Source organism: Cellulosilyticum sp. ST5 (genome assembly GCF_046529625.1).
GTDB lineage: Bacteria > Bacillota > Clostridia > Lachnospirales > Cellulosilyticaceae > Cellulosilyticum > Cellulosilyticum lentocellum.
This window is the reverse complement of the sequence record NZ_CP132338.1, coordinates 4553396-4578268: the sequence shown is the minus strand read 5'-3', so window position 1 is coordinate 4578268 and position 24873 is coordinate 4553396. Positions and strand designations below refer to the sequence as shown.

At 32.2% G+C, this 24873-nt stretch carries 27 protein-coding genes; all 27 read right to left on the bottom strand.

The features are described 5' to 3' along the window. Nucleotides 1–17 precede the first annotated feature (17 nt). The 27 genes from pseG to flgL all read right to left on the bottom strand — a co-directional run bounded on the left by pseG (nt 18) and on the right by flgL (nt 24863). Nucleotides 18–1061, bottom strand: coding sequence for a UDP-2,4-diacetamido-2,4,6-trideoxy-beta-L-altropyranose hydrolase (gene pseG / locus QTL86_RS21850; protein WP_127067852.1), 1044 nt, complete (start codon nt 1059–1061; stop codon nt 18–20). Further along, nucleotides 1055–2683, bottom strand: a complete 1629-nt coding sequence (gene pseI, locus QTL86_RS21845; protein WP_410496040.1) for a pseudaminic acid synthase — start codon at nt 2681–2683, stop codon at nt 1055–1057. The genes pseG and pseI overlap by 7 nt, the downstream gene beginning before the upstream one ends. 26 nt (nt 2684–2709) lie before the next feature. Beyond that, nucleotides 2710–3903 (bottom strand): UDP-4-amino-4,6-dideoxy-N-acetyl-beta-L-altrosamine transaminase, encoded by a 1194-nt coding sequence (gene pseC, locus QTL86_RS21840; protein WP_127067854.1) that lies wholly within the window; start codon nt 3901–3903, stop codon nt 2710–2712. A 132-nt stretch (nt 3904–4035) separates the two neighbouring features. Further along, entirely contained in the window at nt 4036–5247 is a 1212-nt protein-coding gene (locus tag QTL86_RS21835; protein ID WP_410496039.1) for a radical SAM protein, read from the bottom strand. Between the two features lie 13 nt (nt 5248–5260). Next, entirely contained in the window at nt 5261–6457 is a 1197-nt protein-coding gene (locus QTL86_RS21830) for a class I SAM-dependent methyltransferase (RefSeq protein ID WP_410496038.1), read from the bottom strand. Continuing rightward, nucleotides 6445–7305: an NAD-dependent epimerase/dehydratase family protein gene (locus QTL86_RS21825; RefSeq protein WP_410496037.1), complete on the bottom strand. Its 861-nt coding sequence runs from the start codon at nt 7303–7305 to the stop codon at nt 6445–6447. The genes QTL86_RS21830 and QTL86_RS21825 overlap by 13 nt, the downstream gene beginning before the upstream one ends. Continuing rightward, the gene (locus QTL86_RS21820; protein ID WP_127067858.1) at nt 7302–9107 is read right to left on the bottom strand and encodes a thiamine pyrophosphate-binding protein; all 1806 of its coding nucleotides are present in this window, start codon (nt 9105–9107) and stop codon (nt 7302–7304) included. Before QTL86_RS21820 ends, QTL86_RS21825 begins: the two co-directional genes overlap by 4 nt. Nucleotides 9108–9174: 67 nt before the next feature. Then, on the bottom strand, nt 9175–10179 hold the full coding sequence (gene pseB / locus QTL86_RS21815; RefSeq protein WP_127067859.1) for a UDP-N-acetylglucosamine 4,6-dehydratase (inverting): 1005 nt from the start codon (nt 10177–10179) through the stop codon (nt 9175–9177). A gap of 48 nt (nt 10180–10227) precedes the next feature. After that, nucleotides 10228–11565 carry a lipopolysaccharide biosynthesis protein RfbH gene (rfbH, locus tag QTL86_RS21810; RefSeq protein WP_127067860.1) on the bottom strand — a complete coding sequence of 446 codons (1338 nt, stop codon included), beginning with the start codon at nt 11563–11565 and terminating at the stop codon, nt 10228–10230. A gap of 30 nt (nt 11566–11595) precedes the next feature. Next, nucleotides 11596–12369 (bottom strand): glucose-1-phosphate cytidylyltransferase, encoded by a 774-nt coding sequence (gene rfbF / locus QTL86_RS21805; protein ID WP_127067861.1) that lies wholly within the window; start codon nt 12367–12369, stop codon nt 11596–11598. A 282-nt stretch (nt 12370–12651) separates the two neighbouring features. Continuing rightward, on the bottom strand, nt 12652–13347 hold the full coding sequence (rplA, locus tag QTL86_RS21800) for a 50S ribosomal protein L1 (protein ID WP_013658523.1): 696 nt from the start codon (nt 13345–13347) through the stop codon (nt 12652–12654). Between the two features lie 95 nt (nt 13348–13442). Continuing rightward, nucleotides 13443–13868: a 50S ribosomal protein L11 gene (rplK, locus tag QTL86_RS21795; RefSeq protein WP_013658524.1), complete on the bottom strand. Its 426-nt coding sequence runs from the start codon at nt 13866–13868 to the stop codon at nt 13443–13445. A 127-nt stretch (nt 13869–13995) separates the two neighbouring features. Next, on the bottom strand, nt 13996–14514 hold the full coding sequence (nusG, locus tag QTL86_RS21790; RefSeq protein WP_013658525.1) for a transcription termination/antitermination protein NusG: 519 nt from the start codon (nt 14512–14514) through the stop codon (nt 13996–13998). A 14-nt stretch (nt 14515–14528) separates the two neighbouring features. Beyond that, the gene (gene secE / locus QTL86_RS21785) at nt 14529–14720 is read right to left on the bottom strand and encodes a preprotein translocase subunit SecE (protein WP_013658526.1); all 192 of its coding nucleotides are present in this window, start codon (nt 14718–14720) and stop codon (nt 14529–14531) included. A 36-nt stretch (nt 14721–14756) separates the two neighbouring features. After that, a complete protein-coding gene (gene rpmG / locus QTL86_RS21780) occupies nt 14757–14909 on the bottom strand; it encodes a 50S ribosomal protein L33 (protein ID WP_083801311.1) in 153 nt (50 codons plus the stop codon). Between the two features lie 131 nt (nt 14910–15040). After that, nucleotides 15041–15472, bottom strand: a complete 432-nt coding sequence (locus QTL86_RS21775) for a hypothetical protein (RefSeq protein ID WP_410496036.1) — start codon at nt 15470–15472, stop codon at nt 15041–15043. A gap of 22 nt (nt 15473–15494) precedes the next feature. Next, complete coding sequence (locus tag QTL86_RS21770; RefSeq protein WP_410496035.1) at nt 15495–16595, bottom strand: glycosyltransferase; 1101 nt, start codon at nt 16593–16595, stop codon at nt 15495–15497. A gap of 35 nt (nt 16596–16630) precedes the next feature. After that, nucleotides 16631–16993 carry a hypothetical protein gene (locus tag QTL86_RS21765; protein WP_410496034.1) on the bottom strand — a complete coding sequence of 121 codons (363 nt, stop codon included), beginning with the start codon at nt 16991–16993 and terminating at the stop codon, nt 16631–16633. Nucleotides 16994–17079: 86 nt separating this feature from the next. After that, nucleotides 17080–17448, bottom strand: a complete 369-nt coding sequence (gene fliS, locus QTL86_RS21760; RefSeq protein WP_127067866.1) for a flagellar export chaperone FliS — start codon at nt 17446–17448, stop codon at nt 17080–17082. 60 nt (nt 17449–17508) lie between these two features. Further along, nucleotides 17509–18963, bottom strand: a complete 1455-nt coding sequence (gene fliD / locus QTL86_RS21755; RefSeq protein WP_410496033.1) for a flagellar filament capping protein FliD — start codon at nt 18961–18963, stop codon at nt 17509–17511. A gap of 14 nt (nt 18964–18977) precedes the next feature. After that, nucleotides 18978–19343 (bottom strand): flagellar protein FlaG, encoded by a 366-nt coding sequence (locus tag QTL86_RS21750; RefSeq protein WP_410496032.1) that lies wholly within the window; start codon nt 19341–19343, stop codon nt 18978–18980. A gap of 86 nt (nt 19344–19429) precedes the next feature. Then, nucleotides 19430–20698: a glycosyltransferase gene (locus QTL86_RS21745; protein ID WP_410496031.1), complete on the bottom strand. Its 1269-nt coding sequence runs from the start codon at nt 20696–20698 to the stop codon at nt 19430–19432. 142 nt (nt 20699–20840) lie between these two features. After that, a complete protein-coding gene (locus QTL86_RS21740; protein ID WP_127067870.1) occupies nt 20841–21605 on the bottom strand; it encodes a flagellin in 765 nt (254 codons plus the stop codon). Nucleotides 21606–21866: 261 nt separating this feature from the next. Then, nucleotides 21867–22631 (bottom strand): flagellin, encoded by a 765-nt coding sequence (locus QTL86_RS21735; RefSeq protein ID WP_127067871.1) that lies wholly within the window; start codon nt 22629–22631, stop codon nt 21867–21869. Nucleotides 22632–22850: 219 nt separating this feature from the next. Beyond that, complete coding sequence (csrA, locus tag QTL86_RS21730) at nt 22851–23075, bottom strand: carbon storage regulator CsrA (protein WP_127067872.1); 225 nt, start codon at nt 23073–23075, stop codon at nt 22851–22853. Nucleotide 23076: 1 nt separating this feature from the next. Continuing rightward, nucleotides 23077–23523 (bottom strand): flagellar assembly protein FliW, encoded by a 447-nt coding sequence (gene fliW, locus QTL86_RS21725; protein WP_127067873.1) that lies wholly within the window; start codon nt 23521–23523, stop codon nt 23077–23079. A 125-nt stretch (nt 23524–23648) separates the two neighbouring features. Beyond that, nucleotides 23649–24863 carry a flagellar hook-associated protein FlgL gene (gene flgL, locus QTL86_RS21720; protein WP_127067874.1) on the bottom strand — a complete coding sequence of 405 codons (1215 nt, stop codon included), beginning with the start codon at nt 24861–24863 and terminating at the stop codon, nt 23649–23651. Nucleotides 24864–24873: the final 10 nt, after the last annotated feature.

The window sequence follows — 24873 nt, the reverse complement described above, 5'->3', positions numbered from 1 at the left end:
AGAAGTATCCCAATATTTTATTCTATATACCGTACTATATAATCTGCTAATCTTTGTGCACCTTTTCCATCTACTATTGTTTGCATTTTTTCAGATAACGCTATTCTTTTGTGTCTGTTATTAATCATATCTTCTGTAAAATTTATTATATTATATATGACTTGTTCTGCATTTTCTCTCCAATCTCCTGCTGTAGGAATAATATTATTCTTTTCAAAAGCCATACTATTATAAATCTGATTATCTGCAAAAAAATATGAAATAGTAGGCATACCCGTAGCACATAACTCATACAATGTACTTCCACTGGCAGAAATGGCCATATCACACTTGCACATGAGTTTACACATTTCTGTAACATTCTCATGTACTATTAAATTATTATATTTTCTTGACTGCCTTCTTAACATTTCTCTTTGACTATTTAAACTTCCAGAAACTATATGTATAACTATATTATTTCTATTTGCTATTTCTATTAATGAATCTACTAATCGAGGTCCTATACCATATATATCTGCCCCCCCCGTAGATATCAAAATATCTTTTACTTCATCTTTTATTTTCCTTTTTCCAACATCCTGAAATTCACTTCTTAATGGAACATACTTGCATCCAATTAATTGTTTTTCTTTCTCTACTCCTGTATATTTCATTTCATTCCCATAAATACTATAATTAATTAATAGGTCACACCTATATTCAAAGGCATTTATATCATCAATGTATGCAAGTTTTACAGTCTCTTTAATATCATTCATATATTTTTGAGTAACATAATAACTATCAACTATAATGAGCTTCGGCTTTATTTTCTCTAACTTAGGAATTAAGACAGAAATCTCATCTTCCATATTATCCCACTGTGTATCTAAACAAATAACATCAAATCCATTTTTCTCAATTATTTCTTTCATTATACCGTCTGCAATTATAAATATGCACTGTTGCTTTTTATTATTTAATGCCTTTGCTATAGCTAGACAACGCATAACGTGCCCTGAACATATCTTATCGTTACCATCAACTCTAAAAGCAATCAATCTTTCACCTTCTAACATTCTTTTTCTGCCTGTATACCTCTCTTCTTATAATCAGCTACAATTTCATGCCAAGAAAAGGGGGATTTGTCATATATCTCCTGTAACTGCTTTTTTGTATGATAAGTTCCCTTCTTGGGTTGTGGAATCCCTTCTATTTTATTACATTTTATATCATTCCAATTTTCCTTAAATAATTCACATATTTCATCTATTAATTTATTATAACTTGTGCTAAATGTCTCTTTACCTTCATCAAAAAACATTTCTTTCTGACACAAAATTTCTCCGGTATCTAATCCTTTGTCTACTCTATGTATAGTAACACCTTTAGGTGTATCCTCAATAAAACTAAAATAATTTGGCGCCCAACCACGATTATATGGTAAATACGAAATATGTAAATTAATAATTCTATTCCCCATATACTCTATAATATCTTCATCTATAATATGTTTATAGTTAAAACTAATAATAAATTTAGGTTTAATAGCCTTAATAATTTCCAATGAGATTTTTTCTTTAAAGTGAATAACGTATTCTTCTCTGTTACACAACCATTCATACAACATTGTGGTATTTTCATTATTAGTAAGAAAAACTATACTTTCTTCTTCACATAATTCAAAGGTTAAAGGGGTGCCTGCCATAATATTCTTTTTAGCCTTCATATTGAGTACTGACTCTCTATACTTAGGCAGAATACCATATCCCGGCCTTATTACTTTAATATTTTCAGTAGTAAACGGCTCTCCTTTTTTTATATCCTTTACCACAAATAAGGATCTACGAAACACCATAGACTGCTTTTCATTTGAATTCAAGTCGTATGACACTTCCCCTATAATTGCTTTTGCAGCATTTACTTCTTTAATCATAGTCGCAAATTCCTCAGGTTCCATTGAAAATTCACTGTCACATGTTTTAATTTCTCTAGATAAACAAAAATGCTTTTCTACCACACACGCTCCTTGACTCGCTCCTACAACGGCAGCTAAACTTCCCATACTATGATCTGAAAGTCCTATTGATACTCCAAACCTGTTTTTCATATCTTGGATAGTAGATAAATTCATATCTTTCCAATCAGCAGGATATGAACTACAACACTTTAACAAAATAACCATTTCATTTCCCATACGCTTGCATGCCTCTACTGCATCCTGTATTTCCTCAACACTTCCCATACCACAGGAAATAATTATAGGTTTGCCTTTGCTAGCTACATATTCAATAAGAGGAATGTCTACAAGTTCAAAACTTGCAATTTTATAAGCTTCACACTCTAGTCCTTCTAAAAAATCTACAGCAGTTACATCAAAGGGTGTAGAAATAAAATCTATTTCTAATTCATCACATTTTTCTTTTATAGCACGCTGCCACTCCCATGGCGTATATGCATCTTCATATAATTGATATAAATTATATCCATCCCATAAGCCACCTTTTATCTTAAACCACTTTGTGGTGCTATTGATTGTCATGGTATCCGCTGTATAGGTTTGTATTTTGAGACAATCTGCACCAGCTTCCTTAGCAGCCTGTACAATTTCTAAAGCATTTTCTAACTTACCACCATGATTTGCACTCATTTCTGCAATAAAATATACTTCTCCCCTTGAAATTTTATCCCATAGTCTCATATCATTCCTCCTAATACCATTCTAACTTACTTTCTATACCATTCTACTATCTTTTTCACCGCATCTACTACGTCATTTATATCTTCATCTTTCATCTCGTAATACAGTGGAATACTCATGATTCTTTCATATACTTTTTCTGCATTACTACAAATTCCTTTTTTATATCCCAGCTTACTATAATAAGGATGATAATATACAGGAATATAATGAATTTGACAATTAATTCCCTCAGCCTTCATTGCATCAAAAAATTCTTTTCGTGTACAATTTAACTTATCTAAATCTAGCTGAATGATATATAAATGTGGAGTCGTATCAGATTTAGGATGATTTTTTTGTAATATAATCTCATCTATGTCCTTAAAGGCATTGTTATAACATTGAATTATTTGCTTTCTTTTAGAAGAAAATTCGCTTAATTTATTTAATTGACTTATAAGTAATGCAGCTTGAAAGTCCGTCATTCTATAATTAAACCCTAATGCTATTTGCTCATAATACCAACTACCATGTGGTTCCTCTATCATCATTTCTTGATCACGAGTAATCCCATGTCCTGTGAGCAATTTTAATTTCCTATATATATCAATGTCATTAGTAGTAACAGCTCCCCCTTCTCCTGATGTTACAGTTTTTACAGGATGAAAACTAAAACAAGTTACATCAGCTATACTTCCAACAGCCGCTCCATCATATCTTGTACCTATTGCGTGGGCTGCATCTTCTATAAAATACAGATTATTTTGTTTGCAAATTTCTCTTATCTTATCTAATTCTGCTGCTTGTCCAGTAAAGTCTACTGCAATTATTGCCTTTGTCCTTGAAGTTATTTTTCTTTTAATATCTTCTACACAAATATTATATGTATAAGGATTTACATCAGCAAAAACTACTTTCGCTCCACAGTATAATATAGAATTAGCAGAAGCTACAAACGTTAATGGTGTCGTAATAACTTCATCGCCCTCACCTATTCCCAATGACATACAAGCGATATGAAGTGCCGCAGTTCCATTTGCTACTACCACTGCATATTTAGCACCTGTTATTTCACATATTTTTTCTTCAACTTCATCAATTTTAGGACCTGAGGTTATTAATGGTTGTTTTAAAGTCTCTACTACCGCCATTATATCGTCTTCATCAATATACTGTTTTCCATAATAAATAGGCTTTTCTCTTATAGGACTTCCGCCTAAAATAGCTAATTTTTGCATCTCAATACCTCTTTCGTTCCTAGTACTATATCTTACCTGAATATGTACCATAAATATTAATTTCCTTGTATAAAACATGAAAGTAGCTAGATATTATCTTTTAATCCAACTACTTTCATCTACTTTACAAATCTACTTATTCAATATATTACTTAATTTTTCATATGTAGCATGCCTAAATCTACCGTATTGCGTAATTATATTTTTGACTTCATACTCATTTAAATTAAGTTGATTCATTAATTCTATTAACTCATCCAGTTGTTCATTAGAATAGTGATAGCTTTCCCATTTACGAACTTGATGCATAAAAGCAATCTTATCCATGGCTTCTGTAAGCTCTTCATCTTTCAAGTAGTTTTTATAATACTCATTTTCCTTTAATAAGTCAAAATAATAATCTGGAAATACTTTGCAATCATAACCTTCTCCTAAAGTTAACCCTAACTTTATACACTCATTACAATACGTAAAATGATATTTTTTATTTAAGATATCGTCTACATTGTCCTCTAATATATTTCCACAAATAATATTTTTTTCATATTCTTTACTAAAACAATTACATACTCTAACGTTTCCATCTACATTAATTGATAAGAATTTTTCTCTAAAATCACAATAATCTCTTGGTGATGCCTTGATCTGTTCATCTAATACATTTAATAGTAATTCTTTTGACATCTGTTTAAATTCCTCATATGGAATTTGACTATTTACATATTCTCTGCATTTGTTCTTATCAAATAAAACTGCATAATTTGGTGCAAATCTAATATCATATTTATCGCAGAATTTCCTGGCATCCTCAATTTCGTTTTGATTAAATTGATAAATATGATATGTCATATCGAATGGAACAGTCTTTAGCTTTTCTCTCAATGCCAAAATATTTGACTTGATCTTTTCAAAATTAAATCCATGGATTCTATTATATGAATCCTGTGAAAAACCAGGCATAGAAATTAATACTCTTTTTATATATGCAATATTTTCTTGATTAATATTAGGAATAACACTTGCATTTGTACTAATATCTGTTTTTATATCCATCTCTCTATTAACACTTAATATGCTATTTAAATTAGGATGCAATAATGGCTCTCCTAATGCATATATATGAAAATTAGTATTCAGCGTTAGCATTTTATATTCTATCAGCTTCTTTAATATAGATTTATATTTTTGTATATCAATAAATTCTCCTCTATGAGATAAATCATTACCTGATGGACAATATTTACACTTTGCATTACAAAAGCCGGTAATATCTACTGCAATTTCTTTAAATCCCATTGGAAATTTTTCTTGCCATTGAATTAAATTTCTAATTTCTGTATTCAATATTATTTTCTCCTTAGTTCTCTACATTATAAAGTGTAACTATTTCATTATTTAATTTCAGCACCTTATTTATATAATCTACTATTGAATCTTGACCATAATAGGATGATATTAAAATTTTATAATTATACTCATATAATTGTTCCGGCGAGATAATAGGTATTCCATTATATTGCTTATTTTGGTAATGCAAATTACTATCTACAAATAGTTTTATATTACATTTTCTCAACTGTCCTTTTGCAAGCTGTCTTAATGTGTGAGTCCCTACTCCCCAAACAATAATAGGCTCTTGTTCTTGTATCCTACTCTTTATTTTTTCATTTACCTCTCGCTCTAATCTATAATTTCGAACAATATACTCCTTAATACTCTCTATTGCTTCTTGATCATCTACTATTTTCTCATTTTTCTTGGTTACATCATCATCATATCTAAATATTGTTTCTAACTCACTATATAGTTTATTATGATTGATTTGATAATCAATTAAAGTGAATCCATGTTTTCTCATCAAATTACTTAATGAATTCTTTGAAAAATAATTAATATGTTCTACACTAAATTCTTGAAAAGGGCAATTCACTAACTCTTTAAATCCTTGTACATTGGGAACTGATAAATATAAGTATCCTCCCTTATTTAATATTTTTTTTAATTGAGTAATTGAATAATTTAAATCTACTACATGTTCTAAAACAGCATTAAGTCTAATAAAATCATACTTTTCATGTTCCTCTAATTCATTAATGGTTGCTTGCTTAGCATTAATATGATTATCTTTCATTAGTTTGACACAAAGAGGTGATGGATCTATTCCATTTAAATCTTGATAGCCTTTTCCCTTTAAAAATCTTAAAAAATCGCCTGTGGCACATCCAATATCAACTATTCTAAATTTTTCAAAATTTATCTCTTCATTATTAATGCACTCTTCAATAAAATTTAATGAAGCTTGAAACCTTGAAATTTGACTGTCTGTTAACTCATCTGCTTTAACTTCATATTTTGAACAATTTTTATAATATAAATCAAACTCTTTTTGCCCCGGAATATCATCTGCATATAAAAAGCCACAATTGTTACATACAACTACTTCATATCCCCTTAAAAATGTCACTTCTTTTATGTCAACAAATTCCTGACTAAATAAAATTTCATTATTATAATGATCGCATATTGGACAGTTTCTTTTTTCTATTCTCTCCATAGTACTTGCCTTCCTTTATAATATTCAAAAAGCTTTTCCAGTCCACATTCTATAGGTGTAAGCCGCCATTCTATTTCTTTATTAAGACGTTTATTATCTCCTGTATACTCAAAATTCATCCCCTCCATTAAACAGGCTACTTCTATTTGTTTCCCAGAAATAACTTTAATAATTTCTGCCATTTTTGATAATTCTATCGGAGAGGCTGTGCACACGTTATAATCTTGATATTGTGGTTTATTTTCTAAAACCCATTTAACTGGTGTTATCAAATCATCCACATATAAGAAGTCAAATATACAATTCTGTCTTATAGTGAGTGTTTTTCCCTTTAATGCAGATAAACACAAATGAGAAGGAAAACACGCTTTATGATTTTCATATTTGCCATATACGCCAAATAATCTTAGATTATAAATATTGCTAGATTTTCTAGTCTCTAAATTCATTATGTACTTACTTAGTGAATAGTCATTTAAGTTCGGAACCCTTCTTCCAAAATCTTCTTCTTTAAAATTCTGTATAGGATATCTTTTATCATATTCGGCTCCTGAGCCAAAATAAATGACCTTATCTATTTCACCTGCATACTCAATCAAATTATAAAACATCTTAAGATTACAACTTAAATCCATTCTTGGATTAACATCTCTTCTTCTCTGATTATATACAGCAGTGTGAATAATATCTGTGATTTTATATTGCCTTATATATTGCCCTACTGAATCAATATCTAATAAGTCTAATTCCTCACTAGAAGGAGCTACTAGGTCATACTCCTTACCTAATTGTTCTTTAATATTTCTTCCAATAAACCCATTTCCTCCAGTTAGTAAAATGCGTTTCATTTATCATTCTCCCATTGCGGCATATTTTCTCTCAGCTCCTCTTCCGATAAAAAAGGATATAAATTTTCTAATTTAGAAGAAGAAAATGTTCCATTTGGATGAGCTACAGTCATAGACTTAGGAATTTCATCAAAATAAATAGATGCCTTTATCTCACATAATATAGGTTTTGAATCACTCATTACTTTCGATAGCACACGTTCAACATCTTCATTGTTTTCTATGCAATAATAATTCAGCTCATATGTTTTAGCTATATCTTCTACTTTCGGAAAACTTACATAGGTTTGAGCATCACAAGCAGCAAATTGACTTTTAAAATTATTCTTTTGCATCATATAGATAGAGGCATAACCGCTATTTGAAAGTATGAATAATTTTATTGGCAAATCATAATTTTTAATAAGTTGTAATTCTTGAATATTATGTTGTAAACTTCCATCACCCTCTAATGCGATAGTTCGTCTTTTACCACTAGCTAAACACCCCCCAATAGCAGCTGGTACAACAAAGCCCATAGATCCCAATCCAAGTGATGCCATAAACCTTTGTCCTTCTTTTAGTTCAAATGCCATATGAGAAATACCACAAGCTCTTCCAGAAGAAGCTCCAATAATTACGTCCTTTTCATTACAATACTCTGATAATTTATTCATAAAATAATATCCATCAGTTAACCCCTCATTGTCCACCGGTTGTTTTTCTTCTAGTAATGGATATTTTTGTTTCATTTGCTGACAGAAATTGATCCAAGTTGTATATTCTGGCAAAGAATATTCGTCACATCTTTCTAACATTTTACTTATAAACAGCCTTGCATCAGTACAAACTTTTTCTATAAACTCCATATTTAATTTATTAATTTCGTTTTCATCAATGTCTATAATTACTTTTTTAGCTTGAAAACCAAAATGAGGTTCGTCATATGCAGTTAATACTGGGTTTAATCTCGTTCCGATAATAATCAATAAATCGCTATTTTGTAATACATAGTTAGAATATCTAGTGGTAGGAATACCTGGTGCCCCAAAATACAACAAATTATCTTCTGCAAACATATCTTTAGCTCTCCATGTAGCTAAAACAGGAATATGCAGTTTTTTTACTAATCTTTTAATTTCTTCTTGTGCCCCAGCGCTCACTACTCCTCCGCCAATTAATATAACTGGTCTTTTAGAATTCATTAATAGCTCATATATTCTGCTTATGGCTGAAACTAAATCTTCCTTTATCATTGATAAATCTTCTTCAAGAGGATTAAACCCTTCCAATTTTTCTGGCTCAATTTGAGCTGCTTGAATATCCAACGGAATATCCAACCAAACCGGCCCTTTACGCCCAGTTCTCGCTAAATATACAGCCTTTTCTAAGTGATAACGTACTTCTTCTTTATTGGTAATTTTTACAGCATATTTAGTAATAGGTTTTACAATAGATACAATATCTACTTCTTGTGCTCCAAATTGTCTTACATTTCTTAAGGAGGCAAAGTCTGCTGTCTTGCATTGTCCTGATATTGCTAATACAGGTACTGAATCTAAATAAGAAGCAGCTATTCCAGTAACTGCATTCGTCCCTCCAGGTCCTGTAGTCAACATACAAACTCCTATATTATTAGTATACTGAGCATAGCTATCTGCACATATAGAACTAGCTTGTTCATTTAAATTGCAAACCAAGTTTAGATTATTATTCTTTCCTACTGAATCTAATAAATGCATCATTCCTCCACCCGAAATTAAAAATATATCTTTAACTCCAAGTTTAACAATAAACTCTGCTACATAATCAGAAACTTTCATTTAACTACTTCCTTACTTTTTATATTTTTTATTTATCCTTGGATTAAACTCTACTTCCCCTTTAAAACTATAATTGCTCAAGTAATTGTTTTAATTCTTCTACTGATAACCATTCTTTATTGGTTCCTGAATTATATTCAAACCCTGGCTGAACAATTTTACCACCTACTTCATAATAATCTTCTACATTCCACCAATCATATTGCGGATATATAATATAGTGCTTTTCATATTCATATGTATGACTAGAATCATCTGTTGTAACCATTATTTCATGAAGCTTCTCTCCTTCACGTATACCTATTTCTTCTAACTCAATCTCTTCCCCTCCTATAGCCCTAGCTAAATCCGTAATATTAAAAGAAGGAATTTTAGAAATGTAAGTTTCTCCACCTTTAGAATCCTTTAAAGCTTTAATGACTAAATCCACCCCTTCATCCAATGTAATCCAAAACCTAGTCATTCTCATATCCGTAATTGGAAGAGATTTAACTCCTTCATTTATTATTTTTTTGAATAAAGGAATTACCGAACCTCTACTTCCTGCCACATTTCCATATCTCACTATTGAAAACACCGTTTCCTTAGACGCTGTATATGCATTAGCTGCCACAAATAACTTATCCGATACTAGTTTGGTTCCCCCATATAAATTAATAGGATTTACTGCTTTATCTGTAGATAATGCAACAACCTTTTTTACTTTTTGATCAAGGGCAGCATCTATTACATTTTGCGCTCCATGAATATTAGTTTTAATAGCTTCAAATGGGTTATATTCGCATATAGGCACATGCTTCATAGCTGCTGCATGAATCACGTAATCCACAGCATAAAAAGCTCGCTGTAATCTATCTTTATCTTTTACGTCTCCGATAAAAAATCTTAATTTTTTTATTTTTTCTTCACCATATTCTTTAATAAGTTCATTTTTCATTGTATATTGTTTGAACTCGTCTCTAGAAAAAATAATAAGCCTTTCGAATTCATATTCATCCAATAATCTTCTTGTAAATTTTTGACCAAAAGAGCCTGTCCCGCCTGTAACTAAAATTCTCTTTCCTTTAAACATATAACTTCTTACTTCCTTCCTACTTTCGAATAATATACTACCTACTACTTACTCTACCACTTTACATATTGCTTCTTGCATATAATCCATCATTTCAATAGTCATACCTGGATATACGCCTATCCAAAAGCTATTTTCCATAATATAGTTAGTATTACTTAAACTTCCTACAATACGATATCCGCCTTCTGCTTCACGAACATGATCAAAACATGGATGTTTGATTAAATTCCCTGCAAACAGTGTTCTAGTCTGTATCCCCTTATCCTCTAAATACTGCACAACCCTATTTCTATCTACCCCTGACTTACAAGTAAGCAGAAATCCAAACCAGCTCGGTTGACTATTTTCACACGCTACAGGTAATATTAATCGCGTTTCAAGATGCTCTAAACCTTTTCTAAGATATTCAAAATTATGTTGCCTTTTCTCAATGAAAACTTGTATCTTGTCTAACTGTGCACACCCAATAGCTGCTTGCATATCTGTAGCCTTGAGATTATATCCAAAATGGCTATAAACGTATTTATGATCATAACCCATAGGTAATTGTCCATACTGCTTATCAAATCTATGCTTACATAGATTATCTTGACCCGAAGCACAAATGCAATCTCTTCCCCAGTCTCTTAAGGAACGAATTATTTTATTTAACAATGGGTTGTTTGTATAAACAGCACCACCTTCTCCCATTGTCATATGATGAGGTGGATAGAAACTAGAAGTACCTATATCTCCAATAGTTCCTGTATAATACTCCTTCCCATTTAATGCATACCTACTTCCTAATGCATCACAATTATCTTCTATCAACCATAAATTGTGCTGATCACAAAAATTTTTCACTGCTGCAAGGTCAAAAGGATTTCCCATAGTATGTGCAATCATTACTGCTTTTGTTTTACTTGAAAGTGCTTCTTCCAATTTTGCAATATTGATATTGTATTGAGGTATTGTTACATCTACAAAAACAGGAACTGCACCATATTGAAGTATGGGCGTCACTGTAGTTGGAAATCCACAAGCCACTGTGATTACTTCATCACCTCGTCTAATCATGCGTTCTCCCAACAAAGGTGAGGTTAACGTCATAAATGCAAGTAAATTAGCACTTGAGCCCGAATTAACCAAACTACAATACTTTATATGTAAAAACTCAGCAAATTTTTTCTCAAATTTCTCAGTATATTCTCCTGATGTGAGCCAAAAATCCAAAGATGCATCCACTAGATTCTTCATTTCATTTTCATCATATACACGTTTTGCATAAGCTATTCTGTCTCCAACTTGATAATTGCTATTTTTATCATGAAAATGTTTATAATACTCCCCAACCATTTCTAGAATCATTTCTTTAGCTTGATTTTCTGTCTTTCCATCAAACATCTTATATATCCCTTTCTCAACCATATCAATTTATTTTATCCATGGTACATTACCACTTTCCCATATAGCCTCCAAATTATTTTTATCTCTTAAGGTATCCATGCATTTCCAAAAACCACTATGCTTATATGCATTTAACTGCTTATTTTGAGAAATATTTCTTAATGGTATTTGCTCAAAGATACATTCATCCTCATCTGATAAATACTCGAAAACTTCTGGCTCTAATACCATAAATCCTGCATTAATCCAGCCACCATCCTCTTTTGCCTTCTCCCTAAAACTTTCTACTTCATAGTTATCATTAATATCTAATACACCAAATCTTCCCTCTGGCTGTACAGCTGTTAAAGTTAGTAGCTTCTTACACTTCTTATGGTGTTCTATAAGAGCCTCTAAATCAACATCTGAAACTCCGTCCCCATATGTCATCATGAAAGCTTCTTCACCTATGTATTTTTGCACTTTTTTTAATCGTGCGCCAGTTTGTGCATTTAACCCTGTATCTACTAAAGTGACTCTCCATGGTTCTGCTACATTTTGATGTATTGTCATCTCATTTCCATTTTTAAAATCATATGTTATATCTGACATATGTAAATAATAATTAGCAAAATACTCTTTAACCACATACCCCTTGTATCCCAAACAAATAATAAATTCATTAAACCCATAGCCACTATACATCTTCATTATATGCCAGAGAATAGGTTTTCCTCCTATTTCAATCATTGGCTTTGGTTTTAAATGACTTTCTTCACTAATTCTAGTTCCCAAACCACCTGCCAAAATAACTACCTTCATGTTTATCATTCCTTTTGGTCATTCTAAATTTTTATGTTTTATATTATATATCGTCAATTCCCGCTCATATTATTATATTCTAATCATATAGTACTCTACTTTTACTTCTGCTATCTGCTATCTGCTATGACCTATTTCTATCTTTAATTTTAATGTTAGCTAAAAAGATTAAAAATCCTCGCTAATTAACTTTATTATACACTATTATTTATATATTGTAAAAAACTGCCATATATCTACTTAAAGACATATGACAGTTTTCTATTTGTTATTTTTAATTTCTTATTGATCAGCTTTCATTGGGTTTACTTTGATTCCAGGACCCATTGTAGTTGATACTGAGATGCTACGAAGGTATTGACCTTTTGCAGCAGCTGGTTTTGCTTTTATAACTGCACTCATTAATGTGTGGAAGTTGTCTTGTAATTTTTCAGCACCAAATGATACTTTACCAATTGGAACGTGGATAATGTTTGTTTTGTCAAGACGGTATTCGATTTTACCTGCTTTGATATCATTGATTGCTTTTGTTACGTCCATAGTAACTGTACCAGCTTTAGGGTTTGGCATTAAACCTTTTGGTCCAAGTACGCGGCCTAAACGCCCAACAACACCCATCATATCTGGAGTTGCTACTACAACGTCAAATTCAAACCAACCTTCGCCTTGGATTTTTGGAATTAAATCCTCTCCACCAACGAAGTCAGCGCCTGCTGCTAAAGCTTCATCAGCTTTTGCACCTTTAGCGAATACTAAAACTCTTTGAGTTTTACCTGTACCATGTGGTAATACGATAGCACCACGAACTTGTTGATCAGCATGACGGCTGTCTACACCTAATTTAATGTGAGCTTCAACTGTTTCATCAAATTTAGCAGTTGATGTTTTTCCTACTAATTCAAATACTTCTGCTGGATCATAAACCGCTGCACGGTCTACTAATTTAGCAGCTTCAATATATTTTTTTCCTCTTTTCATCACTTTACCTCCTTGTGGTATTAGCGGGGCAGTGCCCTCCCACGTAAATAAGTTTACGCGCCTAATTTATAAATTGATTAAAAACCGATTAATAATTATTCTTGAACTGTGATACCCATTGAACGAGCTGTACCAGCGATCATGCTGATAGCTGCTTCAAGGCTACCTGCGTTTAAGTCAGGCATTTTAAGTTCTGCAATTTTTGTAATTTCTTCTTTAGAAATTGTTGCAACTTTTTGTTTGATAGAGTTTGGAGAACCAGACTCAAGTTTGCATGCTTTCTTTAAAAGAACTGCTGCTGGTGGAGTTTTTGTAATGAAAGAGAAAGATCTGTCTGCATATACAGTAATTACTACTGGAATGATAAGACCTGCATCTTTAGCTGTTCTTTCATTAAACTCTTTTGTAAATTGAACGATATTTACACCGTGTTGACCAAGTGCTGGACCAACTGGTGGAGCTGGTGTTGCCTTACCAGCTGCAATTTGTAATTTAATCATACCTGTAACTTTTTTTGCCATTACCGTTACCTCCTAAAAAATGTGGTATTCGCGGGGAATTCCCTCCCACTCGCGCGCTTTGTAATTTAATGATTACTCATATATTGAAGTCTACATTTAATTAAGTGTAGCTTCCTTTTGAGAAGCACTACTCAAATATTTCTACTTGATTCATACTAATCTCAACAGGGAACTCTCTACCAAATCCGCTTACTGATACAACAATGGTACCTTTAGATTGGTGAATTTCTTTAACAATTCCTTCAGAATTTTCAAAGGCTCCTGTAAGTAGGGTTACTGCATCTCCTATCTTAACCTTAGGAGCTGGTCCGTAAAGTTCGATCCCCATGTTCTTTACTTCTTCTAATGAAAGACTAACTGGTTTAGAGTCTGGCCCAACAAATCCTGTAACTCCTCTAGTGTTTCTCACTACATACCAAGTATCATCAGTCATTACCATCTTAACTAATACATAACCAGGGAATGTTTTACGTTGAACAGTCTTTTTAACACCATTCTTTTCTTCTACTTCTTGTTGCAAAGGAACTTCAACGGCATGGATGAGCTCTTCCATATTACGATTTTTAATCGCTTTTTCAATATTTGCTTTTACTTTGTTTTCATATCCTGAAAAAGTATGAACTACATACCATCTCGCCTTTTCCATAGATCGTTCCTCCATTATAATAATCCTTTAATTAAGTTCTCAAGAACTCCAATTCCGCCATTAATAGCAAAGTCCATGATATAGATTATAATTGCTACAATAATAGATAATCCTAAAACATTTAAGGTCAATTTAGTAAGTTCCTCTTTGTTAGGCCATACAACTCGTTTGCTTTCAGCAATAAAGTCTTTAAAAAACCCTATCATAAATCCACTTCCTCCCTGGCGTACTTTTACACATAACTATTTTTTAGTTTCTTTGTGTAATGTGTGTGTTTTACAGAATCTGCAGTATTTCTTTGTTTCCATGCGGTCAGGATGTGTTTTTTTATCCTTAGTCATGTTGTAGTTTCTGCGCTTGCAATCTTCGCAAGCTAAAGTAATTTGTACTCTCACGTTGACACCTCCACTTGAGTAAATCTCTTTTAAAAATTGCCATAAAAAAAAGACCTATTTAGGTACAAACTAAATATACCATAATATTAAATAGGTCGTCAAGTTTATTGTTTTAGATTTTTTTGTAAAATTTAGGTTTTTGTTTTTTGTTTTTGGTAAGCAGCTACAACTTCATTAGGCTTTTTAGGAATAGATACCTTTGATGCATGTGCCTTCGATAGGCTTTTCATTATAATTACATTATTTTGTTCTGCTTCTACAATAGTTTGCTTAGTTGATAGAATACGTTCTACCCATTCCTTAAATAGATTAATATACCTCGGATTTTTAATTCTACCCTTATATTTAGCATACTCTCCTTCAAAACTTTGTTCTTTAGCTTCTACTAGTGTAATTAACTCATCTTTATAGTTTAGCATACTTTCTAACATATCTAAAACTTCATTTACTTCCTGCCTACTTTCCCTGGTTTGTAGCAGTATAGTCGTTTGATTGGTAGTAATGCTATTTATTTGTTCCAATAAAGTATAAATTTCTTCTAACTGCTTAACCAGCTCCTCCATATCTCTTCCTCCTCTTAGAAAATCACTGTTCTTTGTGATTTAACATTGCCACTACTTCTTTTCTTCTCACTTTTGCTTTCTCATATTGCCATTCTATTGCTTTATTATAACATTCTAATGCCTTTTCGTATTTCTTAGTTACTTCATACCAAACCCCTAAGTTATATGCTGCTAAATAACTCCCTGTTCCAATGGCCCCATCATACTTATCTGTCTCACCAATATTGAGACATTCTAGATAACATTGCTCTACATAAGGCAAAAATTGTATATTTTTCTTTACATCATCTAATACATATTCCCTATAAAAAGCCGCACATACAAAGTAAAACTCACTTGAATCTTGCAAATGGATTTCTTCTCTTTCGATTAGCTTATGCCCTTCTTCGAACCTTTTTAACAAAGTATTGTTTTCTATATATGAGATAATTCCTGCTTTTCTATATTCACTCTCAGGGGGAGCTAACTTATAAAAACGTTTAAAGTATTCATCTGCTTTTTTATATTCCTTATCTAAATAAAGAGTATAAGCAAGCTGATACAAAATATAACTATCATTTGGATATTTTTTTTCTTGCTCTTGTAGTAATAATAAGTTCCTTTTTACTTTAGCTACTTCATTTAAATAACCATCGTGTTCTACTTCTATAGGCAGTTTTACACTAGGCAAGATAGTATCCGGCTGCTCGTGAATACTTCTTATGTATCTTATTCCTTTAGGTAATAGCCTTGCAAGAAATACCTTTGAATAATTTGTTTCTCCTTCCTTATTTAGAACATTTACGACCTTAATCGCTCCTAATTTATTGGGATTTTTCATAAAAGTCACAAGTGTGCTTTTATCTAACTTTGTGATATATTCATCTGCATCTAGAATAAGATTCCAATCACCTGTGGATTGCTCTAACCCATAATTGCGGGCTTTAGAAAAGTCATTGCACCACTCAAAATCAAATATCTTAGTTCCAAATTCCTTTGCAATCTCTTTGGTTTTATCTGTCGAACCTGTATCTACAATAACTATTTCATCTACATAACTTTTAGCACTTATAAGGCATCTCTTTAAACATCTCTCTTCATTTCTTACAATCATTACCAAGGATAGTTTCATTGTATCTGACATTTCCTCTTCCTTTACTTTCATATGGTTTTCTTAGTTTATTGTGGGCCCCTTTTATCAAAGAACATCCCTTCTTCTCTTGCTATATCATAAGGATTACCATAACAAGCTTCTCTTGCCTTCATCTGTCTTACTTCTCGCAATTTTTCCTTTACTGCTTCAAGCTGTCTTTCAAACTCTATTCTATTCTTTGCATCTAAAGCCTTTAACTCATTTATAAGTTCTTCTTCATGTTGCTCCCTAGTCTCCGGATACTGCTCATGTAATGTCTGTATCAGTTCAAGTACTTCTTTCCTCTTATCTAACAAGCCTATAAACTCTTCTACTTCCTCTTTCTCTAATGCCTCTGCTTGCAATTTAGTCAATCTAATAAGTTCTATAATATACTCTCTTTTAGTCATTATGTTCCCTTCCCTTCTTAAAGAAATCCTATTTCCCACTCTCTTAACTTCTTAAGTAGAACAAAAATAGGTCTCTTATTTGAGACCTATTTTGCGGCTTTCATGGCAATCTGCCATGCATCGCGATAATTCCTAATAAGCATACAGGCATCTTCTATTTTTTGTATGTCCTTTTTAAAATTTCCTTCTACTAAAAGCTGATAAATATATGCATACAATTCATCCATTTCTAAAGCAATCGCATATTTTTTATTTAATGTAGCTCTTAATTCATCAATAATATTCTCTACCTTTACAATATTGTCATGTGCTTTTTGTATATTTTTTTCTTTGATTGCTTCTATGGCTATATTGCAAAATTTAATAGCCCCATTATATAACATTAAAGTTAATTCTGGCCCTGAGGCTGTAGTAATACTATTTTCTTGATATTTCATATATGGATTGGTTCCCATACTGTCCTCCTCAATACATTCCTTATGCTAGCTCTGCTGTCTTTCTAGATAAATTTCATTTTACATACTTGAAAACAGACTACTTTGTGAACTCATCTCTTGCATTGCTTGCTCCATAGCTGTAAATTTTTTATAATACACAGCCTCTAGCCTATCATAGCGTTCTTGGGCACTTTCTATTTCCCTTTCATATCTACTTATATTGGTCGTTTGAGTTTTATCACTAAAGTACTGCCCATAAGTTCTAAACTCTGTACTCTTTGAACGCGCATCTAATTCCTGGTCAATTTTATTAGCAATAGTAGTTACTAGACTAACAACTCCATCTCCATTTTCTGAAATGGCCTTTTTAAGTGCATCTTCATCAATTGTAAGCTTTCCTTTATCTCTCCATCCAGTAGAAGAGATGCCTAATTGCGAAAGCATACTGCATTTTTCATCTAAACCAGCGTCTGTTTTAGAATAATCTGTAGTCATAGCGCTTCTCAGCATGCTACTAAGGTCTTTTAAAGTACTATCGTTTCTAAGAAGAGAACTTTTGATCTTATTTTCCCATAATTCAATTTCCTTCTCACTCATAGCTTCTTTTTCTTCATCTGTAAGTGGATCATAGCCCTTAGCTGAATCAGCGGATAATTTCCCATTAATTTCTTCCAATAATGTGTTATATTCATTAACAAAGTTTTTAACAGCCTCTACCATACTATCTACATCCTTGCTTACTGTGACTGTAATTGGTGTAGTTGTTGTGGCTACAGCTGTAAATTTTAATCCGTTAACCTCTATGTCGTTGGTTTCAGAACTGATTGTTACACCATTATTATAAAGAATTTCTGCATTTTTCCCATCATATTCGTAAGAATTAGTTGAACTAGCTTTAACTCCCATAGCACTTAAAACATTAGTATCTGTACCAGTTAAATCAATAGATTGATTTTCTCCTGTTTTGTTGCTACTAATTAAAAATGCGCCTACACTATTATCAAACTTAAAGCTAATTTCATCACCAAGTTTTTCTTTTACTGCTGCTTCTAATTCTGAAATAGTCTTGCCTGCGAAATCAAAGCTCTCACCATTAATCTTAAGAATGGTAGAACCTGCTGCCTCTATGCCTGCAATATCGGTCACGAGGCTATCTTTAGTCAGCTTATTGCCATTTTTATCTTTAATGGTTCCTACGGTAACAGTTGCCGTTTCCGCCAATTGTTTCACTTCAATTCTGTGAGTACCATCTTCTTTATAGCTACTGGTATCTACCTTAATAGCGCCCTCTTGAGATAAAGTTACCTTAGACTTGTTGAGATCACCAACATATTTAAGCTTAGATACAGCATTATTTCTAAAGTTTTGTATCTTTGTACTCATTTCCTTGTAAACATCTTTTCGCCATTCTGCTAATACTTTATTTTTCTTAAGTGTATCTACCTTATTTTGATAAGGTGTCATAATTGCCTTAACTACACTTTCTGTATCTAATCCAGAAGAAAGCCCTGTAAATCTAATTGTATTTCCCATGTTTTTTCACTCCTTTACCTTTTGGTATCTACAAATAATCCCGCTGCTTCACACATCGTTGCAAACATGTCTAATATTTTCTCAGATGGTATTTCCTTGATTACTTCTTTGGTTGTACTATCTACAAGTTTTATCATCACTTGTTTGGTCTCTTGATGTATTGAGAATTGACATTCTGTTGTTCCCCTTTTTAACTGATTCGCTTTCTCTATGGCATTAATTAATTGTTTTTCTATACCATTTGTACCTTCTACCTTACCCACCCCACTTGGAGTAGAAGTTTTCGTCTCATAATATTGGGTAGAAACTCCACTTGTGATATTACTACTAGTTGGTATATTAATGCCGCTCATTGTATTTATTGTATTACTAATTGCCATACTAACCCACCTCCCAATAATCGTTATCTATTTCTTTATATATCGTCTATATAGGATTTTTCTTTATATTCATTAAAGAGATTTCCTTACTTTATACCTAATCTTTCTTTGTCCATTTTACTTAACCCTCTTACTATATAATCATATAGTTCTTGATTACCTAGCTTTTGACTCATTTGTATAAGTACCATTTGATCTTTAACATTATTAAAATCATATAGTTTTTTTAAGAATTCACCAAGAGCTTCACCTGTTTCTAATCCCCCTACAATTGAAAGTAAATTATATAAGCTAGTATATTCATAAGGGTTTACACGTAAAATCTTCACTAATAGTGGAACTGTTTCTTGCAATCTACCTTCTTCTATGTAACAGCGTACTAATAATTTCAATACTACAATAACATTCCCCATAACATTTGACTCGGCTATCCCCTTATATTTGTCCATCTTACTAAGACAACTATTTAAATATTTTATTGTTTTCTCATATTCTTTGTGTTCACAAAAATAAAAAGCGTATTCATAATCAAAATCTGGGTAATCTGCATCATATGCAACAGCATCTTCATAGAGCTTCCTCATTTCTCCACATTTTCTTTGCATCTTATGACATATTTCTAACAGCCTTCTATATGTGGTTTGCTTAATTCCAAACAAACTACCGTTATCATACTCTAATACTCTCTGACCAAATAACCATGTCTGTTCTAAGTCCTTTTTTGCATAATAAGTATCCATTAAATAATAACACAAATCACTACTCATTGGGTCCACCTCATACTCCCTTAAGAGCATCTCTAAATTTCTATCTACTTTATTCTTTTCCTCCATTGCTTCCTTGCTATATCCATCATGTAGTACTCTTAGTGGTTCAGTAAAAGTAATTGCTTCTAATTTTCCTCCTTTCTTACTTAAACTCTCATGTATTCTCCCTTTGAAACTAATATCAGTATGATGTTTAAATATCCTAATCGTCTTGAAAATACCTTGAACCTTTTCTTCCTCTAGATTAACTATTTCAATAAAAATCGAATCCTTCTTTCTATTCTCAGCCTCTAATATATAACTTCTCAAGTACCCTATATGAGATGCCATTAAATATTCATCCGCATCTAAAAAGATAATCCAATCTCCCTGACTTTTACTAATGGCATAATTCTTTGCTTTAGAAAAATCGTTCTCCCAGGGTATTTCAAACACTTTCGCTCCAAGTTTTTTTGCAATATCTATGGTTTGATCTGTAGACCCTGTGTCTACAACTACTATCTCATCTACTTTTTCTTTCACACTATTAATGCAGCGTGCTATTTTTTTCTCCTCATTTTTACAAATCATACACAAAGAAAGCTTCATGATCTCCTCCAGATGTTTTATTCTTTATATTTATCTATAATATCGACGTTTTTATATTAACAATAAAGATTGGGGCAAAATAAAGGAACTGCATAGAAGCTTAAAATAAGCTGCCTACACAGTCCTTTTGTTTTTTAATCTATTATCTTAAAACACTAAGTACGTTTTGTGGTAATTGATTAGCTTGTGCAAGCATTGCAAGAGATGCTTGTGTAATAATGTTCTTAGAAGAGAACTCTGACATTGTTTTAGCCATATCTGTATCACGGATACGTGATTCAGAAGCTGTTATGTTCTCAGCTGTTGTTCCTAAGTTATTAGAAGTATGCTCTAATCTATTTTGCATTGCTCCTAAATTACCTCTAGCAGTACTTACAGTTTCAATCATTGCAGTAACATCTGATGCTACTGTTGCAGAAGAAAGAGAAACACCTGTAAGAGTTGTTCCAGCAATAGTTACGCTTGTAGCATTGTCATCGATCGCAATATCAACATCTGCGTCCATGCCAATACCATTAAATTTAGTATTAGTTGTAATATGAGTAATTTCTGCTTGTAATTTATCTAATTCAGCATTAACGTTAGCTACATCACTAGCACTATATGTACCATTTGCTTTTTGTACACAGAGTTCTTTAGCACGTGTAAGCATATCACTTACTTCGTTTAAAGCACCTTCCATTGTTTGGATGTAAGAAATACCATCTTGTGCATTTCTTTGTGCTTGATTTAAGCCTTTGATTTGCCCTCTCATTTTTTCTGAGATAGCAAGACCTGCTGCATCATCACCAGCTCTGTTGATACGAAGACCTGAAGAAAGTTTCTCCATAGATTTTCCTGAAGCTGTTGTGTTTACAACTGAGTTTCTGTGTGCATTCATTGCATTCATATTGTGATTAATAATCATAGTAAATCCCTCCTTGAATTATATAGGCATCCATGCCCTAATTTGTTTTGTTTAAAAGTTATTTGGCCATTTAACTTTTTCTTCACTATATATATCGTACACTTTTCAACTTACTTTAGCTTTTATTTGATTTTTTTTAATTTTATCACTATATATAATAAGAATTTCCTTATTTTATCCCTAACCTTCCATAGCCAAAATAAAAGAACTGCATAGAGGCCTAAAATAAGACATCTGTGCAGTTCTTTTATTTTTAATCTATTATCTTAAAACACTAAGTACGTTTTGTGGTAATTGATTAGCTTGTGCAAGCATTGCAAGAGATGCTTGTGTAATAATGTTCTTAGAAGAGAACTCTGACATTGTTTTAGCCATATCTGTATCACGGATACGTGATTCAGAAGCTGTTATGTTCTCAGCTGTTGTTCCTAAGTTATTAGAAGTATGCTCTAATCTATTTTGCATTGCTCCTAAATTACCTCTAGCAGTACTTACAGTTTCAATCATTGTAGTAACTTCAGATGCTGTTGTTGCAGAAGTAAGAGCAACACTTGAAATATCTGTTGCAGCAATAGATACTGTTGTAGCATTATCATCAATAGCAATATTAACAGCTGTGTTCATTCCAATACCATTGAATTTAGTATTAGATGATATATGAGTAATTTCTTCTTGTAATTTAGTTAACTCAGCATTAACGTTAGCTATATCATTAGCACTATATGTACCGTTTGCCTTTTGTACACAAAGTTCTTTAGCACGTGTAAGCATATCACTTACTTCGTTTAAAGCACCTTCCATTGTTTGGATGTAAGAAATACCATCTTGTGCATTTCTTTGTGCTTGATTTAAACCTTTAATCTGGCCTCTCATTTTTTCTGAAATAGCAAGACCTGCTGCATCATCACCAGCTCTGTTGATACGAAGACCTGAAGAAAGTTTCTCCATAGATTTTCCTGAAGCTGTTGTGTTTACAACTGAGTTTCTGTGTGCATTCATTGCATTCATATTGTGATTAATAATCATAGTAAATCCCTCCTTGAATTATATAGGCATCCATGCCTTAATTTGTTTTGTTTAAAAGTTATTTGGCCATTTAACTTTTGTTTCACTATATATATCGTACACTTTTCAACTTACTTTAGCTTTTCTTTAATTTATTTTATTTTTTTTACAGTTTAGCATTATATCCAATATCTTTTTCTTTACCTATATATTATTACTAATATCAATTGATATTAGCTTCTACTTCATTAGTTTTTTAATGGCTTCTATTCCTTCTCTAGATGTGTTTATAGCACTACGATTACTTTCTAACACTTGTGCGTATACTTCTTCTCTATATATACCTATCTCTTTAGGTGCGGAAATCCCTATTTTCACCTTATCTCCTATCACCTCTAAAATCTTTACTTCTATATTGCCATTAATAATAATAGCCTCATCTTTTCTTCGCGTAAGTGCTAACATATTAACATCCCCCTTGTCCAAGAAGTTCAACAATATTATGTCTCGTTGTATAGTTAGTATTCTCTAAAATAACTTGCATGCCTTTTCTAGTTTCACTCTGAATAATAAGAGGAGCTACTAAATTAACAGTAGCTACTTCAAATTTGTCAATCATTGTAACGATTACAAACACCGAAAAGTCCTGACTACTTCCGCCTCCTAGCGCTGCTACATACTGATCTTTAATTTCTATAGTATAATCTTGTTTTAGTACAAATGGGCTAATAATAATAAAACTAACACCACCATCCTCTATGCTTTGTAAATATGCAAACGGACTGTCTTCCTCCTCATCTTCGATAATGATATATTTCTTTAATTCATTAAACCCAGGTATTCCTTCTTCGAATATAATGGCTTTATTGCTATCAAATTCTATTGTTCCGAAATTTTTAGTTTGTAATTTCATTTGCTTCCTCCTTATTACTACTCTATTTTCAATTTAATAGATGCTACTTAATACCATTATAAAAGAAGACTATAACCACGTACATTCATTTTGTTCAAGGTTATAGTCTTTTTTATTATAAATAATCATAAATAATCTGCTAAAGTATTCATAATTACTTTTGAGGTTGCTTGAAGTGCCGCTGTATAAGCAGCATAACGTGAATTAAATTCTACATAAGTTTCTTCCACATCTATGTCTTCTGTGTTAGAAAGCAGTTCTTTGTAATCTGCATTATTATCTGTAAGTCTGCTATCTACATAATCTAATCTAGCCATTCTACTTCCCAAATCAGAGGTTTTAGTAGAGATATCTGACATTATTTCATCAATTTCACCTAGTTTGTTATTGAATAAGTCATGCAGGTCATCACTGGTAACTCCACTGTCTTCTTCTAAAGATTTATCTACGGTCGTAATAATGTCCTGCATCATACCTATTAAAGTATTAAAGGTATCATCCATTCCCAAGGTGTTTACATTAATCGTATTAGATGTCCCTACTTCATATCTCATTTCTTGTCCTGTTATTTGTCCATATACCTTAGGATTCAAATTTCCTGAATCAACTACTGTACCAGCTGCTAATATACTTTCCTTAGCAATACTAGAGTTTGATGTTAACGTAGCTTTATCTGCTAAAGTATGGTCCGCACCCAATGTGTAGTCCTCACTTAATGTATATTCTGTTTCTCCCGGTGCTACTGTAAAGCCCATAGCTGTGGCATCTGTTGCTGATAACTTAGTTCCTTCTGCCAATGTAGTTCCAGTTTTTAATACAGAATTTGGATTCAATGCAATGTTATTTGCTACCGTCATATTTGCTTTCAAAGTACACTCTTCATTTAATGTTGTATCTTTGTTAAGCATAAGTGGCTCATCTGTTTTATAGCCACTATAAATATATCGTCCACCATAAGTAACGTTAGCTTCCTCTTGTAATTGCTGCCATAGCTGAGCTATATCCGCTTTAAGTACTTCTTTATCTTTGTTTTCAAGTGTTCCTGTAGAAGCTTGAACGCATTTAGTTCTAATTGACTTTAGAATTTCTGTCATATTGTCCATAGAAGTTTCTGTGATTTCCATCCATGATCTTGCTTCTTTAGCATTTTTTTGGTATTGCTGAGTTTCTAATACATTTACTTTCAACTTAATGGCTCTACCTGCAATAATAGGGTCATCAGAAACTGTCTGTATTTTCTTTCCTGTACTCATTTGTGCAAAGCTTTGATTAACTGCTGAAATATTTTTATATAAGTTGTTTAAAGTATTACTCCGAATCATTCCATTAGTAACGCGCATATGTATCCCT

Bases quoted from the DNA above. Each gene is read 5' to 3' on its own strand.
- pseI (WP_410496040.1), bottom strand. From the start codon at position 2,683: ATGAGACTATGGGATAAAATTTCAAGGGGAGAAGTATATTTTATTGCA.
- QTL86_RS21750 (WP_410496032.1), bottom strand. From the start codon at position 19,343: ATGGCAATTAGTAATACAATAAATACAATGAGCGGCATTAATATACCA.
- secE (WP_013658526.1), bottom strand. From the start codon at position 14,720: ATGATAGGGTTTTTTAAAGACTTTATTGCTGAAAGCAAACGAGTTGTA.
- csrA (WP_127067872.1), bottom strand. From the start codon at position 23,075: ATGTTAGCACTTACGCGAAGAAAAGATGAGGCTATTATTATTAATGGC.
- rfbH (WP_127067860.1), bottom strand. From the start codon at position 11,565: ATGTTTGATGGAAAGACAGAAAATCAAGCTAAAGAAATGATTCTAGAA.
- nusG (WP_013658525.1), bottom strand. From the start codon at position 14,514: ATGGAAAAGGCGAGATGGTATGTAGTTCATACTTTTTCAGGATATGAA.
- rplA (WP_013658523.1), bottom strand. From the start codon at position 13,347: ATGAAAAGAGGAAAAAAATATATTGAAGCTGCTAAATTAGTAGACCGT.
- pseC (WP_127067854.1), bottom strand. From the start codon at position 3,903: ATGCAAAAATTAGCTATTTTAGGCGGAAGTCCTATAAGAGAAAAGCCT.
- QTL86_RS21765 (WP_410496034.1), bottom strand. From the start codon at position 16,993: ATGACTAAAAGAGAGTATATTATAGAACTTATTAGATTGACTAAATTG.
- fliS (WP_127067866.1), bottom strand. From the start codon at position 17,448: ATGGGAACCAATCCATATATGAAATATCAAGAAAATAGTATTACTACA.
- pseB (WP_127067859.1), bottom strand. From the start codon at position 10,179: ATGTTTAAAGGAAAGAGAATTTTAGTTACAGGCGGGACAGGCTCTTTT.
- QTL86_RS21735 (WP_127067871.1), bottom strand. From the start codon at position 22,631: ATGATTATTAATCACAATATGAATGCAATGAATGCACACAGAAACTCA.
- rplK (WP_013658524.1), bottom strand. From the start codon at position 13,868: ATGGCAAAAAAAGTTACAGGTATGATTAAATTACAAATTGCAGCTGGT.
- QTL86_RS21820 (WP_127067858.1), bottom strand. From the start codon at position 9,107: ATGAAAGTTTCTGATTATGTAGCAGAGTTTATTGTTAAACTTGGAGTT.
- flgL (WP_127067874.1), bottom strand. From the start codon at position 24,863: ATGCGCGTTACTAATGGAATGATTCGGAGTAATACTTTAAACAACTTA.
- QTL86_RS21825 (WP_410496037.1), bottom strand. From the start codon at position 7,305: ATGAAACGCATTTTACTAACTGGAGGAAATGGGTTTATTGGAAGAAAT.
- QTL86_RS21830 (WP_410496038.1), bottom strand. From the start codon at position 6,457: ATGGAGAGAATAGAAAAAAGAAACTGTCCAATATGCGATCATTATAAT.
- QTL86_RS21775 (WP_410496036.1), bottom strand. From the start codon at position 15,472: ATGGAGGAGCTGGTTAAGCAGTTAGAAGAAATTTATACTTTATTGGAA.
- pseG (WP_127067852.1), bottom strand. From the start codon at position 1,061: ATGTTAGAAGGTGAAAGATTGATTGCTTTTAGAGTTGATGGTAACGAT.
- QTL86_RS21740 (WP_127067870.1), bottom strand. From the start codon at position 21,605: ATGATTATTAATCACAATATGAATGCAATGAATGCACACAGAAACTCA.
- fliW (WP_127067873.1), bottom strand. From the start codon at position 23,523: ATGAAATTACAAACTAAAAATTTCGGAACAATAGAATTTGATAGCAAT.
- QTL86_RS21745 (WP_410496031.1), bottom strand. From the start codon at position 20,698: ATGAAGCTTTCTTTGTGTATGATTTGTAAAAATGAGGAGAAAAAAATA.
- rfbF (WP_127067861.1), bottom strand. From the start codon at position 12,369: ATGAAGGTAGTTATTTTGGCAGGTGGTTTGGGAACTAGAATTAGTGAA.
- QTL86_RS21770 (WP_410496035.1), bottom strand. From the start codon at position 16,595: ATGTCAGATACAATGAAACTATCCTTGGTAATGATTGTAAGAAATGAA.
- fliD (WP_410496033.1), bottom strand. From the start codon at position 18,963: ATGGGAAATACAATTAGATTTACAGGGCTTTCTTCTGGATTAGATACA.